The sequence below is a fragment of the Roseateles sp. FW301-B2 genome, assembly GCF_058788955.1.
The window spans coordinates 24,762-40,993 of sequence record NZ_JBYTBE010000026.1; the positions used below are offsets into that span (position 1 = coordinate 24,762).

Consider the following 16,232-nt stretch of genomic DNA (forward strand, 5'->3'; position numbering starts at 1 on the left):
GCCCGTTCACCGAAGCGAAACACCGCCGGCGGTGGAACCGGCTAAGCTGAGCGGCCCCTTCAGCCGAGCCCGACACCAGCATGCGCAGCAGCAAGTCCATCGCCCTCACCGCCCTTGTCCTAGCCATCGCCGCCGGCGGCTGGTGGTGGAAACAACAGCAGGCGGGCGGGGGGGCGAAGGACGGCACGGCCACGCCGGCGGCTTCCGCGGCGACCGGCGCCGGCAAGGGCGCCGCCCCGCAGGCCGTGGGGGTGGTGAAGGCCCTGCGCCAGGACGTGCCCGTGACCCTGGAGGCCAGCGGCACGGTCACCGCGCTCAGCAATGTGGACCTGCGCGCCCAGACCACCAGCACCGTGCGCGAGGTGCTGGTGAAGGACGGCCAGACGGTGCGCAAGGGCGCGCTGCTGTTCCGCTTCGACGACCGCGCCGACCGCGCCAACCTCGAGAAGGCGCGTGCCCAGGCGGCGCGCAGCCGCGCCAGCATGGCCGACCTGGAGCGCCAGTACCAGCGCGCGCGCGAGCTGCTGGCGCAGAACTTCGTGGCGCAGAACGCGGTGGATACCGCGCTGGCCAATCTGGAAGGCCAGCGCGCCCAGCTGCAGGCCGACGAGGCCGCGCTGCAGTCGGCCCAGGTGGCGCTCAGCTACAACGAGGTGCGCGCGCCGCTGTCCGGCCGCGCCGGCATCGTCAGCGTGGTGGCGGGCAGCCTGGTGCAGGCCAGCGCGGCCGCCGTGCCGCTGGTGAGCATTGCGCAGATCAACCCCATCGGCGTGAGCTTCAACGTGCCCGAGACCCAGCTCGCGCCGCTGCTGGCCGCCACCCGCCAGGGCAAGGGCGAGACGGCGGCCCTGGAAGCCCAGGTGCTGATGCCCGGTGCGGCGCGCAGCGGCGCGCCCGAGGCCAAGGTGCTGGGCCGCGTCAGCTTCGTGGACAACCTGGTCGACGCCAGCACCGGCACGATCAAGGTGCGCGCCGACTTCGAGAACGCCGGTGAGACGCTCTGGCCCGGCCAGTATGTGCGCATCCGCATGACGCTGCGCAGCATCAAGGACGCGGTGGTGATCCCGCAGGCCGCCATCATCCTGCGCGGCAACGAGCGCTCGGTCTATGTGGTGGATGCCGACAAGACCGCGCAACTCAAGCCGGTACAGCTGCGCTACCCCTTCGGCGAGCTGGCGGTGGTGGAAGGCATTGCCGCCGGCGCCACCGTGGTGCTGGACGGCAAGCAGAACCTGCGCCCGGGCACGCCGGTGAAGGAGCAGGCGGCGGCGGTGAATCCCGCGGCCCCGGCCAAGAAGGCCTCCGACGCCGCGTCCGGAGCCGCCAAATGAACCTCACGGAATTGTTCATCCGGCGGCCGGTGATGACCGTGCTGCTGAACATCGCGCTGGTGATCGCCGGCCTGGCCGCCTGGGGCAAGATCCCGGTGGCCGCCCTGCCCTCCTACAACACGCCGGTCATCAATGTGCAGGCCAGCCTGCCAGGCGCCAGCCCCGAGACCATGTCGTCCTCGGTGGCGCTGCCGCTGGAGAAGCAGTTCTCCACCATCGCCGGCGTGACGACGATCTCGTCCACCAACATCCTCGGCTCGACCTCGCTGACGATCGAGTTCGACCCCTCGCGCAATATCGATGCCGCGGCGCTGGACGTGCAGGCGGCGCTGTTCCGCTCGCTGCGCGCGCTGCCGGCCGAGATGACCTCGCCGCCCTCCTACCGCAAGGTGAATCCGGCCGATGCGCCGGTGCTGCTGGTGGCGCTGACCTCGCCCTCGATGAATCTCTCGGACCTCAACGACTTTGCCGAGAACCTCATCACCCCCAGCCTCTCCACCATCAACGGCGTGGCCCAGGTCTCGATCTTCGGCCAGAAGCGCTATGCGGTGCGCATCCGCGTGCGCACCGAGGACCTGAACCAGCGCAACATCACGCTGGAGGAGCTGCAGGCCGCCATCAAGGGCGCGAATGCGAACACCCCGGTGGGCGTGCTGGACGGCTCGCGCCAGACCCTCACCATCCAGGCCAACAAGCAGCTCAAGAGCGCGCGCGAATTCGGCACCATCGTGGTGGCCTCGCGCAATGGCGCGCCCATCTACCTGCGCGACGTGGCCGAGGTGCAGGACAGCTACGAGACCGTCAAGTCCTTCAGCAACTTCAACGGCGAGCGCTCCATCGTGCTGGCGGTGCAGCGCCAGCCCGACGCCAACACGGTGCAGGTGGTGGACGCGGTGAAGGCGATGCTGCCGCGCTTTGCCAGCCAGCTGCCCGCCTCGGTGCAGATGACCACGCTGAACGACCGCTCGCGCTCGATCCGCGAGTCGCTGCACGACGTCAATTTCACGCTCGCGCTGACGGTGGCCCTGGTGGTGCTGGTGATCTTCATCTTCCTGCGCCGCGCCGTCGCCACGCTGATCCCCACGCTGTCGCTGCCGATCTCGCTGATCGGCGCCCTCACCCTGCTGTTCGCGCTGGGCTACAGCCTCGACAACATCTCGCTGCTGGGCATCACGCTGGCGGTGGGCCTGGTGGTGGACGATGCCATCGTGATGCTGGAGAACATCGTGCGCCATGTGGAGGACGGCATGGAGCCCTTCGCCGCGGCGATACGCGGCGCGCGCGAAATGGCCTTCACCATCATGTCGATCTCGATCTCGCTGGTGGCGGTGCTGATCCCGATCTTCTTCATGCCGGGGGTGATCGGCCTGCTGTTCCATGAGTTCGCGGTGGTGGTGTCGCTCTCCATCCTGGTCTCGGCCGGCGTCTCGCTGAGCCTGGTGCCGATGCTGTGCAGCCGTTTCCTCAAGCCGCACCACCATGTGCAGGAAAACGCACTGGGGCGCAGCTTCGAGGCCGGCTTCCATGCGGTGCTGGGTGCCTACACGCGCAGCCTCGACTGGGCGCTGCGGCACCGGCCCTGGATCCTGGGCCTGGCGCTTGCCAGCTTTGCCGCCACCGTCTGGTTCTACAACGCCATCCCCAAGGGTTTCTTCCCCGAGGAAGACATCGGCCAGATCCAGGCCAGCACCGAGGCCAGCGAGGACATCAGCTTCAACGCCATGACGGTGCTGCAGGAGCAGGCGGCCGCGCTGGTGAAGTCCGACCCCGCGGTGGCCAGCGTGGCGGCCGCGGTGGGCCAGGGCGGCGGCGGCGGCAACGCCAGCAACACCGGCCGCATGTTCATCAACCTGAAGCCGCGCGGCGAGCGCCCCCCCATGCCCCAGGTGCTGGAGAGCCTGCGCAAGAAGCTGCGCGGCCTGCCCGGCATCGCCGTCTACCTGCGCCCGGTGCAGAACCTGCAGCTGGGCGGCCGCCAGAGCAAGAGCCGCTACCAGTACACCTTGCAGTCGGTGGCCGCGGGCGAGCTCAACCAATGGGCGGTCAAGCTGCAGGAAAAGCTGCGCGGCGACGCGCTGTTCCGCGACGTCACCAGCGACTCGCAGCTGCGCGGACTGGAGGCCAACCTCATCATCGACCGCGAGCGCGCCGCCATGCTGGGCGTGCAGATGCAGGACCTGCGCAGCGCGCTCTACGACGCCTTCGGCGAGCGCCAGATCTCAAGCATCTACGCCGAGAGCAACACCTACCAGGTGATCATGGAGGCCAGCGAGGGCGACCGCCTCAGCGAGGACGCCTTCAACAAGATCTATCTGCGCGGCAAGAACAACGCCCAGGTGCCGCTCACCGCCTTTGCCACGGTGCGGCGCGGCCTCGGGCCCACCGCCATCAACCACCAGGGCCAGCTGCAGGCGATCACGCTGTCCTTCAACCTGGCGCCCGATGTGCCGCTGGGCGACGCCACCGCCAGGCTGGACGGCTATGTGAAGGAGCTACGCTTCCCGGCCAGCGTGATCACCAGCTATGGCGGCGATGCGGCGGTGTTCCAGGACTCGCAGGGCGGCCAGCTGCTGCTGATCGCGCTGGCACTGGCGGTCATCTATGTGCTGCTGGGCGTGCTCTACGAGAGCTATATCCACCCCATCACCATCCTGGCCGGCCTGCCCTCGGCGGCGGTGGGCGCGCTGCTGACGCTGCAGCTCTTCAACGTCGAGCTGACGGTGATTGCCACCATCGGCATCGTGATGCTGATCGGCATCGTGAAGAAGAACGCCATCATGATGATCGACTTCGCGCTGGACGCGCAGCGCAATGGCGGCATGAGCCCGCAGGCCGCCATCCGCGAGGCCTGCATCCTGCGCTTCCGCCCCATCATGATGACCACGCTGGCGGCGCTGATGGGCGCGCTGCCGATTGCGCTGGGCCTGGGCGCCGGCGCCGAGCTGCGCCAGCCCCTGGGCCTGGCGGTGGTGGGCGGCCTGATCGTCTCGCAGGCGGTGACGCTCTACATCACGCCGGTGATCTATCTGGCGCTGGACCGCTACAGCGGCAAGGGGCCGGACATGCGCGAGGTCAAGGCCACGCGCATGACCGAGCATGCGGCGAGTTAGGCGAGTTGACTAGCCCGGGCTCGCCGGGGCCTTCTGCATCTCGGCCTTGACCTTGTACATGTCCTGATCGGCGGCGCGCAGCAGGTCCTGCATGTCGCGCGCGTCGTCGGGGAAGATGGCGATGCCCATGGCGGCGCTGACATGCACCGCCACATGGTGCTGGGCCAGGAACACCGGCGCGGCCAGCGCCGCCACCAGCTTCTCGCGCACCAGGGCCGCGGCCTCATGGCTGGCCACCTCGGGCAGGATGATGAGGAACTCGTCGCCGCCCACGCGGCCCACCGTGTCGGCATCGCGCAGGCCGGCGGCGAGACGCTGCGCCATCGCCTTCAGCACCACGTCGCCGCTCTCATGGCCGTAGCGGTCGTTCACCGGCTTGAAGCCGTTCAGGTCGACGAACATCAGCGCCAGGCCCTGCTGGTGCCGCTGGGCATGGGCGAGGGCGCGGTCCAGGCGGTCGTGCAGCAGCCGCAGCGAGGGCAGGCCGGTGAGCGCGTCGTGGTTGGCCAGATGCCGCACCACCTCCTCGGCGCGCGTGCGCTTGGCCACCTCGTCCTTCAGCTCGGCCAGGCTGCGCTCCACCGACTCGGCCATCTCGTCGATCACCGCCGAGAGCTCGCCAAACTCGGAACTGTCCTGCAGCTTGGTGCGGCTGCCATGCCGGCCCACCCGCACTGCCTGCGCCCAGCGCCGCAGCACCTCGAGCGGATGCCGCACCGAGCGGTCGAAGTTGTAGAACAGCAGCAGCGCATGCAGGAACAGCACCATGGCCACGCCCGCGGCCAGCCAGATGGCCCAGCTGATCTGCTGTTCGGTGGCCTCGCGCTGCGCGCTCAGGCGCTGCTCCAGCAGCTGATGGAATTCACGCAACGGCCGCATGATCTCGGCCTTGGCCTGGCGGTAGGCCGCGCCATGCACCAGCTCCAGCGCCTGGCGCCATTCCTCGTCGCTGAGGCTTTGCGCCGAGCCGCGCGTGTCCACCATGCCGATGGCCTGCTCCTCCACCGCCAGCAGCGCATCGGAGCGCCGCTTGGCGGCATCCAGCAGCGCCAGCTCGTCGGCGGCGAAACCGGCCTGGCGGATGCGCTCGCTCAGCGAGCTCTCGCGACCCTGGCCGCGCGCCTGACGCAGGCCCGGCTCGGCCAGCACCATGTCCCAGTAGAAACCGTCATCATGCGGCGGGCGCGGCACCAGGCCGTCGCGCATGCGCGAGATCTCGCGGAAGTACTCGGCATAGCGGGGCTCGCGCGTCACCACGAACAGGCGCGCCATCAGCGTCAGGTCGTCGGAGGACTTCTGCATCTCGCCGGCCAGCTCGCGCGCCTCCAGGCGGCGCGCCTGCACCTCGCCCAGGTGTTTGTAGGACATCGCCAGATGCAGCAGCGCCGCCATCATGGCGCCGACCAAGACCACCTGGAGCGAGAGATGCAGGGCGAGCTTGGTGCGTATCAGCATGGGCGCTAGGCTGGTACGCCTCGGGCCAGCTGCTCAGCCCGCGCCTCGATCAGGTTGAGCACATGCTCAAACCCCTTGGCGCTGCCGTAATAGGGATCGGGCACCTCGGCCCCGTCCTCGAGAAACAGGCCCAGGCGCGCCAGCAGCGGCGGCGGGCATTGCTCGCGCAAGACCTCCAGCACCTCCAGGTCCATCGCCAGGATCTGGTCGAAGCGCTCGAAGTCCACCGGCGCGACACGGCGCGAGCGCCATTTCTTCTCGGCCTTGTACTGGCGCTGCGCCAGCGCGGCGAGCGCGCGCGGGTCCATCGGATTGCCGCGCGGCGAGGCCCGCACGCCGGCCGATTCGATGCGCCCCAGGCCCAGCAGCGGGGCGCGCGCCCTGAACACCACCTCGGCCATGGGTGAGCGGCAGATATTGGCCACGCAGACGAGGAGGATGGAACTCATGGGCGCCGATGATAAGGCTGAGAGGCTGTGAAGCAATGGCTTGCACCCGCGTGAGGCCCCCAAAGGGGTCCAATCTAGGCGCCGACGCGCAGTCGTGCTGTGCGCCCGACAAGCGTTGGCAACAACGAGTGGGCGCCTTTGGGGGCCTCACCCTGCGGGCCGGGCCGCTTCATACAATGCGCCATGGACCTGTCTTCGCCACCGACACAACGCCGCGCGATCCGCGAACTCCCCGATGAACTGATCAGCCAGATCGCCGCCGGTGAGGTGGTGGAGCGCCCCGCCTCGGTGGTGCGCGAGCTGGTGGACAACGCGCTGGACGCCGGCGCCAGCCAGATCAATGTGAAGCTGATGGCGGGCGGCGTGCGCGCCATCGTGGTGGAAGACGACGGCCTGGGCATTCCGGTGGACGAGCTGCCGCTGGCGCTCAAGCGCCATGCCACCAGCAAGATCCGCAGCCTGGAAGAGCTGGAATCGGTGGCCACCATGGGCTTTCGCGGCGAGGCCCTGGCGGCGATTGCCTCGGTGGCCGAGATGGCCATCGCCACCCGCTGCGAGGGCGCGCCCCATGCCAACCGGCTGGATGCGCGCTCGGGCGAGCTGAGCCCGGCGGCGCGCTCGCGCGGCACCAGCGTGGAGGTGCGCGAGCTCTTCTTCAGCACCCCGGCGCGCCGCAAATTCCTCAAGACCGATGCCACCGAGCTGGCCCATTGCCTGGAGGCGGTGCGCCGCCATGCGCTGGCCAGGCCCGATGTGGGCTTTGCGATCTGGCACGAGGGCAAGCTGGTGGAGCAGTGGCGCGCCGCCGGCGCCGAGCAGCGCCTGAAGGATGTGCTGGGCGAGGAGTTCTTCGCGGCCAGCCGCGCGGTGTTCTCCGAGGCCGGCCCCTTGCGCGTGTTCGGCCGCGCCGGCCTGCCCGAGGCGGCGCGCAGCCGCTCGGACATGCAGTACGTCTATGTGAACGGCCGCTATGTGCGCGACAAGCTGATCGCCCACGGCATCCGCTCGGCCTACGAGGATGTGCTGCATGGCAACCGCCAGCCCAGCTATGTGCTCTTCATCGAGATCGCGCCCGACCGCGTGGACGTGAACGTGCATCCCACCAAGATCGAGGTGCGCTTTCGCGATGGCCGCGAGATCCACCAGCGCGTGCGCTACGCGGTGCAGGGCGCGCTGGCGATCTCGCGCTCGGCCGAGGAGGCTGCCGCCGCCGAGCCCGCGCCCGAGGCCGCCGGTGTGCTGTCGGCGGCGCACAGCAGCAGCGTGAGCCTCGGCCGGCCCGGGCCCGGCAATCCGCCCGCATGGTTCAACGCGGCCTCGGCCCAGGAGCGCGCCGCGCCGGGCTATGTGGGCAATGGCAGCCTGAGCGGGGCGACGCCCAGCTGGCGCAGCAATACCCAGGCCTCGCTGGGCTTGGCCGAGGTGGCCACGCTGTATGGCAGCGCGCCCCCACAGCCGCGCGTCGATACCCCGGCGCCTGCCCCCCTGCCCGCCGGCGACTGGCCGCTGGGCCGCGCCATCGCGCAGATCCAGGGCGTCTATGTGCTGGCCGAGAACGCCCAGGGCCTGGTGATCGTGGACATGCATGCGGCGCATGAGCGGGTGGTTTACGAACGCTTGAAGGCCAGCCTGGGCGAGGCCGCGATCGAGTCGCAGCCGCTGCTGATCCCCGTCACCTTTGCCGCCACCGCGGCCGAAATCGCCACCGCCGAGGCGCAGGGCCAGACGCTCATGCGGCTTGGCCTGGACGTGGCGCCCCTGTCGGCCAAGGTGCTGGCGGTGCGCGCCCGGCCCGCCGCGCTGGCCGGCGGCGATGTGGTGGAGCTGGTGCGCGGCGTGCTGGCCGAGCTGGCCCAGTTCGATGCCAGCCATGCCATCGAGCGTGCCCAGCACGAGATTCTGGCGACGATGGCCTGCCATGGCGCGGTGCGCGCGAATCGCCAGCTCAGCCTGGACGAGATGAACGCCCTGCTGCGCGATATGGAGCGCACCGAACGCGCCGACCAGTGCAACCATGGCCGCCCGACCTGGCGCCAGCTCAGCATGCGCGAGCTGGACGCGCTGTTTCTGCGCGGCCGTTGATGGCACGGCGTGGTCCAATACGGTCTTGAACAGCCGAGCATCACCATGGCCACCCTGACCCTCAAGAAAAAGAACAACAGCAGCAGCAAGCCCAGCCCCGACGGTGAACGCCGAGCGCCGCTGCGCGGCAAGGGCGTGTCGCGCCCGCGCCAGACCCTGGAGCAGGCCCAGGCGGAGCGTCAGGAGCGCCAGGCGGAGTTCGAGAAGCGCCGCGCCAGCGAGGAAGAAAGAAGGCCCGCCGCACCGCGCGGCCGCGCCGAGCCGCGCTCGGACGCAAGACCTGGCCCCCGCACAGAATCCCGTGGCGAGGCGCGCCGCGATGCCCGCCCCGCCGGCGGCGGCAGTTTCCGCCGCGAGGATGGCCCGCAGCAACGGGATCAACGAGATCCGCGCGGCGCGCGCGGCGAGGGCCCCGCGCCCGAACCCCGCCGCGACCAGCGCCGCGCCAGCGGCCCGCGCCCCTCCTACCCGCCTCAGCGCGAGAGTTGGGGCGAGCCCCAGCGCCCGGCGCCGCGCCAGCGCGCCGAGCACCGCGAGATGCCCTCGGACGAGGGTGAGCGCCTTTCCAAGCGCATGAGCGAGCTGGGCATGGCCTCGCGCCGCGAGGCGGATGAATGGATCGCCGCCGGCTGGGTGCGCGTGGACGGCAAGATGGCCGTGCTGGGCCAGCGCGTCGGCCCCGAGGTCAAGATCGAGGTCGACCAGCGCGCCCACAAGGAACAGGCCAAGCAGGTCACCATCCTGCTGCACAAGCCGATCGGCTATGTCTCCGGCCAGGCCGAAGACGGCTACGAGCCCGCCTCGGTGCTGGTGCGCAGCAACACCCAGTGGGCGGACGATGCCTCGGGCATCAAGTACCACATCGGCCACACGCGCGGCCTGGCGCCCGCCGGCCGCCTGGACATCGACTCCACCGGCCTGCTGGTGCTGACGCAGGACGGCCGCGTCGCCAAGGTGCTGATCGGCGAGGATTCCAATGTCGAGAAGGAATACCTGGTGCGCGTGGAGTTCGTGGGCCTGAACGGCGAACCGGTGGGCCCCGGCCGTGCGATGGAACAGATGCCGCCCGAGCGCATGGCCCTGCTCAACCATGGTCTGGAGCTGGACGGCGTGCAGCTCAAGCCCGCCAAGGTCAGCTGGGCCAACGAAGACCAGCTGCGCTTCGTGCTGCGCGAGGGGCGCAAGCGCCAGATCCGCCGCATGTGCGAGTTGGTGGGCCTGAAGGTGGTGGGGCTGAAGCGCGTGCGCATCGGCCGCATCAATCTGGGCCATCTGCCGGCCGGCCAGTGGCGCTTTCTGGCGCCCTGGGAGCGTTTCGACTGATGGCCATGGACCAGGGCGCCGCCCCGCGCTTGCTGATGCAGGTCGCGGCGCTGGCCTTGCTGCTGGGCCTGCAGCCCGTCACCACCGATCTCTACCTGCCCGCCCTGCCGGCGCTGCGCGGCGAGCTGGCCGCGCCGATGAGCGCGGTGCAGCTAACGCTCTCGGCGCTGATGCTCAGCTTCGGCCTGGGCCAGCTGCTGATCGGGCCGCTGTCCGACCGCTTCGGCCGCCGGCCCATCCTGCTGGGTGGCCTGGCCCTGTATGTGCTGGCCGCGCTCGCCGCGGCGCTGGCGCCCGACATCTGGCTGCTGGTGGCCTGCCGCAGCCTGCAGGGCCTGGCCCTGGCCGCCGCGGTGGTGGGCGGCCGCGCCATGCTGCGCGACTGGTTCGAGCCGCGCGAAGGTGCGCGCGTGATGGCGCGCGCCCTCAGCGGCCTGGGCCTGATCGCGATGCTGAGCCCGACCCTGGGCGGCCTGCTGGCGCTCTACCTGGGCTGGCGCGCCGCGCTGCTGGCCACCGGATTGTTCGCCGCCGGCGCGCTGGCGCTGATCGCCTGGCAGATCCCCGAGAGCCTGCCGGCGCGGCACCGCCAGGCACTCAACCCGCGCCAATGGCTGGCGAACTGGGCGCTGGTGTTGGCGCACCCGGGCTTTCGCGCCTACGCCCTGCTCACCACCCTGGCCTATGCCACGCTCTACGCCTTTCTGGCCGGCTCCTCCTTTGTCTTCATCGAGGTGCTGGGCCTCTCCCGCATGCATTACGGCGCCCTGGTGAGCCTGGGCGCGGCCATCTATGTGGGAGGCACCTGGCTGTGCCGGCGCTGGTTGGCGCATGGCAGCCTGCCGCAGACGGTGCGGCGCGGCGCCATCTTCACCGCCCTGGGCGCGCTGGGCATGGGCGCGGCCGCCTGGCTGTGGCCGCCCTCGGTGCTGGCCCTGATGCTGCCGCATGGCTTCATCATGCTGGGCCATGGCGTGCTGCAGCCCTGCGGACAGGCCGGCGCGGTGGGGCCCTTCCCCAGGCAGGCCGGCGCCGCCGCGGCGCTCTCGGGCTTTGCGATCGCGCTGGGCGCCTTCGCGGTGAGCGCCTGGCTGAGCCGCAGCCTGGACGGCACGGTGCGCCCGCTGGCCCTCACCATGATGAGCCTGGGCCTGGCGACGGCGCTGTGCGCCTGGACCCTAGTGCAGGCCGAGGGCCGGCGCCAGCGCGGCGCGGCGCTGGCCTGACAATCCATCTTCTGCCCCATGTCGCTGCAACAAGATTTCTCGTTCCGCCCGATCTGCCTGGCCGGCCCCACCGGCAGCGGCAAGACCGCCTGCGCGCTGAAGGCCGCCGAATACCTGCCCATCGAGATCATCAGCGTCGATTCGGCCCTGGTCTACCGCGGCATGGACATCGGCACGGCTAAGCCGACGCCAGCCGAGCTGGCGGCGGTGCCGCACCACCTGATCGACATCATCGAGCCGACCCAGTCCTACTCGGCCGCCGAGTTCGCGCGCAGTGCCAAGACCCTGGCCGCCGAGATCCTGGCGCGCGGCAAGCTGCCCCTGCTGGTGGGCGGCACCATGTTGTACTTCAAGGCCCTGTTCGACGGGCTCTCCGAGCTGCCGAAGGCCGACGAGGCGCTGCGCGCGCGCCTGGACGCCCAGGCCGCCGAGCAGGGCTGGCCCGCCCTGCACGCCGAGCTGGCCACGGTTGACCCGATCACCGCCGCGCGCCTCGCGCCCAATGATGCGCAGCGCATCCAGCGCGCGCTGGAGGTCTGGCATCTGGCTGGCCGGCCGATGTCCCAGCTCTATGCCGAGCAGGAGCGCAGCAGTGGCGTCGACTGGCCGCTGATCTCGCTGGAACCGCAGGACCGCGCCTGGCTGCACCGCCGGCTGGACCAGCGTTTCGCGCAGATGCTGGAGGCCGGCCTGGTCGACGAGGTGCGCCGCCTGCGCGCGCGCGGCGATCTGAGCCTGGATCTGCCCTCGATGCGCTGCGTGGGCTATCGCCAGACTTGGGAAGCGCTGGATGCGAACGAGTTTCGCCAGCTCGCCGAACAGGGCAGCGCCGCCACCCGCCAGCTCGCCAAGCGCCAGCTGACCTGGCTGCGCTCGATGCCGCAGCGCCAGGTGATCGCGGCCGACAGCGCTCAGCTGGAGCTGCAGGTGCTGGTGGCCCTGCAAAAGATTCTGCGCGCCCATGGCCCTGCTTGAAGCCGAAGGCCTCGCCAAATCCTACGGCGAGACGCGCGTCTTCGCCGACATCAGCCTGACGCTGCAGGCCGGCGAACTGGTGGCCCTGCTGGGCGAGTCGGGCAGCGGCAAGTCCACCCTCTTGAACTGCCTGGCCGGCCTGGACAAGCCCGATGCCGGCCGGGTGCTGCTGCAAGGGCAAGACCTGACCCTGATGGACGAGGCGGAACTGGCGCTGCTGCGCCGCGAGCGCCTGGGCTTCGTGTTCCAGGCCTTCCATGTGCTGCCGCATCTGAGCGTGGCCGACAACGTGGGCCTGCCCCTGCTGCTGCAGCGCCGCCCCGATGCGGTGCGCGTGCAGCAGATGCTGGATGCGGTGGGCCTGGGGGACTTGGGCGCGCGCATGCCGCGCCAGCTCTCCGGCGGGCAGCTGCAGCGCGTCGCGATCGCGCGCGCCCTGGTGCACCGCCCGGCCCTGGTGCTGGCCGACGAGCCCACCGGCAACCTCGACCCGCGCCATGCCGAGCAGGTGCTGCAGCTGCTGCTGGCCCAGGTGCGCGAGCAGGGCTCGGCCTGCCTGCTGGTGACGCATTCCGAGCGCGCGGCGGCGCATGCCGACCGCTGCATCCAGCTGGCCTGAGCCATGCCGCTCGCATGGCTGCTGCAACTCTCCTGGCCCGCGCTGCGCCAGCAATGGGGGCGCCAGACCCTGGCCCTGCTGGCGATCGCGCTGGGCGTGGCGCTGGCAACCGCGGTGCAGCTGATCAACAGCGCCGGCCTGCGTGAATTCGACGCCGCGGCGCGCGCGCTCAGCGGCCAGGCCGATCTGGAACTGTCGGCCGCCACCGGCGCGCTCGACGAGGCCTTGTTCGCGCGCCTGGCCGAGCGCGAAGACGTGCTGGCGCTGGGGCCGATGCTGGAGGGCCGCGCCCAGCTGCTGGATGCGCAGGGCCAGCCCTTCAGCCTGCGCCTGCTGGGCGTGGACATGCTGCAGCTGGCCCAGCTGCAGCCCGAGTTGCTGCCGTTGTTCGATGGCGAGCACGCGACCCAGGCACGGCCCGATCTGCTCGCCGATGGCCAGCTGTTCCTGAATCCCGCGGCGCTGCAGCGCCTCGGCGCGGACCTTGGTGCGAAATCGCCGGCCGAGCTAAGCCTGCGCCTGCAGGTCCAGGGTCAGGCGCGCAGCGTCACGCTGCGCCTGGCCGGCCGCACCGCCACCGCCGGCGCGCCGCTGGCGGTGCTGGACATCGCCGTGGCCCAGGCCCTGCTGGGCCGGCCGGGCGAGCTCGACCGCATCGCGATGCGCCTGCTGCCGGGGCTGGACCCGCAGGCCGTGGCCGCCGGCCTGGCCCTGCCGCCCGGGGTGCGCGCGCGCACCGCCGCGGCGGCCGAGGGGCAGGCGGCCCAGCTGAGCCAGGCCTACCGCGTCAACCTGGGCGTGCTCTCGCTGATGGCGCTGTTCGTCGGCGGCTTTCTGGTGTTCGCGGTGCACACCCTCTCGGTGGCGCAGCGCCTGCCCCAGCTCGCCCTGCTGGGCGTGCTGGGCATGAGCGCGCGCGAGCGCGCCGGTCTGGTGCTCAGCGAGGCCCTGCTGTTGGGGCTACTGGGCAGCCTGCTGGGCCTGGCCCTGGGCATAGCCCTGGCGGCGCTGGGCCTGCGCCAGCTCGGCGGCGATCTGGGCGCCGGCATGCTGGGCGGCATGTTGGGCGGGGCCAGGCCGCAGCTGCAATTGCCGTTCGTTCCCTTGCTGGCGCTGGGCAGCCTGGGCCTGTTGGTGAGCCTGGCCGCCGCCGCCCTGCCCGTCTGGGGCCTGCGCCGGCTGCCGGCCGCCCAGGTGCTCAAGGGCCTGGGGGCCGATACCCATCCGCGGCTGCCGCGCTGGCTGGGCCCGGGCCTGCTGCTGCTGGGCGGGCTGCTGAGCCTGTTGCCGCCGCTGCACGGCCTGGCGCTGGGCGCCTACGCCGCCATGTTATGCCTGCTGTTCGGCGGTCTGGCGGCGGTGCCGGCCCTGGTGGATGGCTTGCGCCGCCTGCTGCCGCGCCGGCGCAGCGCGCTGGCCCTGCTGATACGCGAACGCGCGCACGACCAGGCGGGCGAGGCCACGCGCATGCTGGCCGGCGTGCTGGTGGCGCTGAGCCTCTCGGTGGCGATGCTGGTGATGGTGGGCAGCTTCCGCACCTCGCTGGACGACTGGCTGCGCGACATGCTGCCCGCCGATCTGTTCGTGCGCAACGGCCTGAGGGCGGCGCGCCAGGAGGGGCTGCCGCTGCCGCCGGCCTTTGTGCAGCGCCTGCGCGCCAGCGGCCTGGCCGAGCGCATCGCCCAGCAGCGCACGCGCGAGCTCAGCGTGGCCGGCCAGCCGGTGCTGATGCTGGCGCGCGAGTTGCCGGACGAAGGCCGGCTGCCGCTCACCGGCGCGCTGGCGCCGCGCAGCCAGTTGCCTCCGATCTATGTGAACGAAGCGATGCGCGACCAACTGCGGCTGCGCCCGGGCGACACGCTGATGCTGGAGCTGGCCGGCCAAGCCGCGCTGGCGGTGCAGGTGCGCGGCGTCTGGCGCGACTACAGCCGCCAGAGCCCGGCCCTTCTGATCGCGCTGGCCGACTACCAGCGCTGGAGCGCCGATACCGCGGTCACCGATCTGATGCTGCACCTGCCACCGGGCGCCGCGGACATGCAGGCGCTGCAGCAGCGCCTGCGCGCCCTGGCCGAGCGGCCCGAGGACATCGAGCTGGCGGCGGCCGGCGAGCTGCGGCGCTTCTCGCTGCAGCTGTTCGACCGCAGCTTTGCCGTCACCTATTGGCTGCAGGCCGTGGCCCTGGGCGTGGGCCTGTTCGGCGTGGCCGCCAGCCTTTCGGCCCAGGTGCTGGCGCGGCGGCGCGAGTTCGGCCTGCTGCTGCACCTGGGCTTCGAGCGCCGCGCGCTGCGGCGCATGGTGGTGGCCGAGGCCCTGCTGTTCGGTGCGGCCGGCGCCATCGCCGGCCTGCTGCTGGGGCTGGCGATCAGCGCGGTGCTGGTGTGGGTGCTGAACCCGCAGAGCTTTCACTGGAGCATGGACATGCATGTGCCGCTGGCGCGCCTGGGTCTGCTGATGTTCGCGGTGCTGCTGGCCAGCGGCCTGACTGCCTGGTGGGCGGCGCGCGCGGCGGCCGGGCCGGATGCGTTGCAATCGGTCAAGGAGGACTGGTGATGCTGGGGCGCCGAAGCTGCATGCTGCTGATGGCGATGACGACGGCCGGCATGCTGCCGCGGCCTGCCGCAGCGGCCACCCTGCGTCTGCCCCGCGACCATGGCAGCCACCCCGAGACGGCGGTGGAATGGTGGTACCTCACCGGCCTGCTGGGCGCTGCGGGCGGCGGGCCGCCCAGCCATGGCTTCCAGCTCACATTTTTCCGCGTGCGGCGGGCCGAGGCGCAGAACCAAAGCGGCAGCTTCGCACCGCGCCAGTTGCTGCTGGCCCATGCGGCATTGAGCGAACTGGCGGCGGGTCGCCTGCGCCACGACCAGCGCCTGGCGCGCCAGGGTTTCGCGCATGCCAGCGCCGGCGAGGCCGACACCGCGCTGCGGTTGGGGCCCTGGCAGCTGCGCCGCGAGCAGGACAGGGGCACTGGCTCTTCAAGTTATGTTGCAAGGCTGGACAGCCCGCAGGCCGGCTTCGGGCTGGACCTGCAGCTGGCCGCCAGCCGGCCGCCCCTGCTGCAGGGCGAACAGGGTCTGTCACGCAAGGGACCCGGTGCTACCCAGTTCAGCCACTACATCACCGAGCCCCAGCTGCAGGCCAGCGGCCGCCTGCGGCTGGATGCCAGAGAGTTGCAAGTCAGCGGCCGCGCCTGGCTGGACCATGAGTGGAGCGATGCCCTGCTGGGCAGCGGCGCGGACGCCGCGGTGGGCTGGGATTGGCTGGGCATCAATCTGCACGACGGCGGCGCGCTGACCCTGTTCCAGCTGCGCCGCGCCGATGGCAGCCGGCTCTGGGCCGGCGGCAGCTGGCGGCGCGCCGACGGCAGCCACAGCGAGCTGCCTGCCGCGGAGCTCGGCTTCCAGCCCGGGCGGCGCTGGCGCAGCGCCGTCTCGCAGGCCGAGTACCCGGTGGAATGGACCCTGCAGACGCCGCTGGGCCGCCTGAGCCTGCGCGCGCTGTTCGACGCCCAGGAGGTGGACGCGCGCCGCAGCACCGGCATGCTTTACTGGGAGGGCGCGGCGCGCCTGGCCGATGCCCAGGGCCGTGAACTGGGCCTGGGCTATCTGGAGATGACGGGCTACAGCGGTCGCATGAGTCTGCCCTAACGCCCTGCCATGACG

At 71.3% G+C, this 16,232-nt stretch carries 11 protein-coding genes; 9 read left to right on the top strand and 2 right to left on the bottom strand.

Annotation, left to right across the window (positions count from 1 at the left end; genetic code table 11):
• Positions 1-80 precede the first annotated feature (80 nt).
• Both AC3WQY_RS17330 and AC3WQY_RS17335 read left to right on the top strand, forming a co-directional pair.
• Positions 81-1,331, top strand: coding sequence for an efflux RND transporter periplasmic adaptor subunit (locus tag AC3WQY_RS17330; RefSeq protein WP_492709792.1), 1,251 nt, complete (start codon positions 81-83; stop codon positions 1,329-1,331).
• A complete protein-coding gene (locus tag AC3WQY_RS17335; protein ID WP_492709793.1) occupies positions 1,328-4,441 on the top strand; it encodes an efflux RND transporter permease subunit in 3,114 nt (1,037 codons plus the stop codon). The genes AC3WQY_RS17330 and AC3WQY_RS17335 overlap by 4 nt, the downstream gene beginning before the upstream one ends.
• A 9-nt stretch (positions 4,442-4,450) precedes the next feature.
• Here the strand turns inward: AC3WQY_RS17335 and AC3WQY_RS17340 are convergent, their stop codons facing one another.
• Both AC3WQY_RS17340 and AC3WQY_RS17345 read right to left on the bottom strand, forming a co-directional pair.
• Positions 4,451-5,896: a diguanylate cyclase domain-containing protein gene (locus AC3WQY_RS17340; protein WP_492709794.1), complete on the bottom strand. Its 1,446-nt coding sequence runs from the start codon at positions 5,894-5,896 to the stop codon at positions 4,451-4,453.
• A 5-nt stretch (positions 5,897-5,901) separates the two neighbouring features.
• The gene (locus AC3WQY_RS17345; RefSeq protein ID WP_492709795.1) at positions 5,902-6,345 is read right to left on the bottom strand and encodes a low molecular weight protein-tyrosine-phosphatase; all 444 of its coding nucleotides are present in this window, start codon (positions 6,343-6,345) and stop codon (positions 5,902-5,904) included.
• Positions 6,346-6,528: 183 nt separating this feature from the next.
• Between AC3WQY_RS17345 and mutL the strand changes: the two genes are divergently transcribed.
• The 7 genes from mutL to AC3WQY_RS17380 are packed head-to-tail and all read left to right on the top strand — an operon-like array spanning position 6,529 to position 16,217.
• Positions 6,529-8,427, top strand: a complete 1,899-nt coding sequence (gene mutL / locus AC3WQY_RS17350) for a DNA mismatch repair endonuclease MutL (RefSeq protein ID WP_492709796.1) — start codon at positions 6,529-6,531, stop codon at positions 8,425-8,427.
• A 45-nt stretch (positions 8,428-8,472) separates the two neighbouring features.
• Positions 8,473-9,750: a pseudouridine synthase gene (locus AC3WQY_RS17355; protein WP_492709797.1), complete on the top strand. Its 1,278-nt coding sequence runs from the start codon at positions 8,473-8,475 to the stop codon at positions 9,748-9,750.
• On the top strand, positions 9,750-10,976 hold the full coding sequence (locus AC3WQY_RS17360) for a Bcr/CflA family efflux MFS transporter (protein WP_492709798.1): 1,227 nt from the start codon (positions 9,750-9,752) through the stop codon (positions 10,974-10,976). The genes AC3WQY_RS17355 and AC3WQY_RS17360 overlap by 1 nt, the downstream gene beginning before the upstream one ends.
• Positions 10,977-10,994: 18 nt before the next feature.
• Entirely contained in the window at positions 10,995-11,951 is a 957-nt protein-coding gene (gene miaA, locus AC3WQY_RS17365; protein ID WP_492709799.1) for a tRNA (adenosine(37)-N6)-dimethylallyltransferase MiaA, read from the top strand.
• Positions 11,938-12,570 carry an ABC transporter ATP-binding protein gene (locus tag AC3WQY_RS17370; RefSeq protein ID WP_492709800.1) on the top strand — a complete coding sequence of 211 codons (633 nt, stop codon included), beginning with the start codon at positions 11,938-11,940 and terminating at the stop codon, positions 12,568-12,570. The genes miaA and AC3WQY_RS17370 overlap by 14 nt, the downstream gene beginning before the upstream one ends.
• Before the next feature lie 3 nt (positions 12,571-12,573).
• Positions 12,574-15,120: an ABC transporter permease gene (locus AC3WQY_RS17375; protein ID WP_492709801.1), complete on the top strand. Its 2,547-nt coding sequence runs from the start codon at positions 12,574-12,576 to the stop codon at positions 15,118-15,120.
• Positions 15,120-16,217, top strand: a complete 1,098-nt coding sequence (locus AC3WQY_RS17380) for a lipocalin-like domain-containing protein (RefSeq protein ID WP_492709802.1) — start codon at positions 15,120-15,122, stop codon at positions 16,215-16,217. Before AC3WQY_RS17375 ends, AC3WQY_RS17380 begins: the two co-directional genes overlap by 1 nt.
• Positions 16,218-16,232: the final 15 nt, after the last annotated feature.

Bases quoted from the DNA above. Each gene is read 5' to 3' on its own strand.
- AC3WQY_RS17330 (WP_492709792.1), top strand. From the start codon at position 81: ATGCGCAGCAGCAAGTCCATCGCCCTCACCGCCCTTGTCCTAGCCATC.
- AC3WQY_RS17335 (WP_492709793.1), top strand. From the start codon at position 1,328: ATGAACCTCACGGAATTGTTCATCCGGCGGCCGGTGATGACCGTGCTG.
- AC3WQY_RS17340 (WP_492709794.1), bottom strand. From the start codon at position 5,896: ATGCTGATACGCACCAAGCTCGCCCTGCATCTCTCGCTCCAGGTGGTC.
- AC3WQY_RS17345 (WP_492709795.1), bottom strand. From the start codon at position 6,345: ATGAGTTCCATCCTCCTCGTCTGCGTGGCCAATATCTGCCGCTCACCC.
- mutL (WP_492709796.1), top strand. From the start codon at position 6,529: ATGGACCTGTCTTCGCCACCGACACAACGCCGCGCGATCCGCGAACTC.
- AC3WQY_RS17355 (WP_492709797.1), top strand. From the start codon at position 8,473: ATGGCCACCCTGACCCTCAAGAAAAAGAACAACAGCAGCAGCAAGCCC.
- AC3WQY_RS17360 (WP_492709798.1), top strand. From the start codon at position 9,750: ATGGCCATGGACCAGGGCGCCGCCCCGCGCTTGCTGATGCAGGTCGCG.
- miaA (WP_492709799.1), top strand. From the start codon at position 10,995: ATGTCGCTGCAACAAGATTTCTCGTTCCGCCCGATCTGCCTGGCCGGC.
- AC3WQY_RS17370 (WP_492709800.1), top strand. From the start codon at position 11,938: ATGGCCCTGCTTGAAGCCGAAGGCCTCGCCAAATCCTACGGCGAGACG.
- AC3WQY_RS17375 (WP_492709801.1), top strand. From the start codon at position 12,574: ATGCCGCTCGCATGGCTGCTGCAACTCTCCTGGCCCGCGCTGCGCCAG.
- AC3WQY_RS17380 (WP_492709802.1), top strand. From the start codon at position 15,120: ATGCTGGGGCGCCGAAGCTGCATGCTGCTGATGGCGATGACGACGGCC.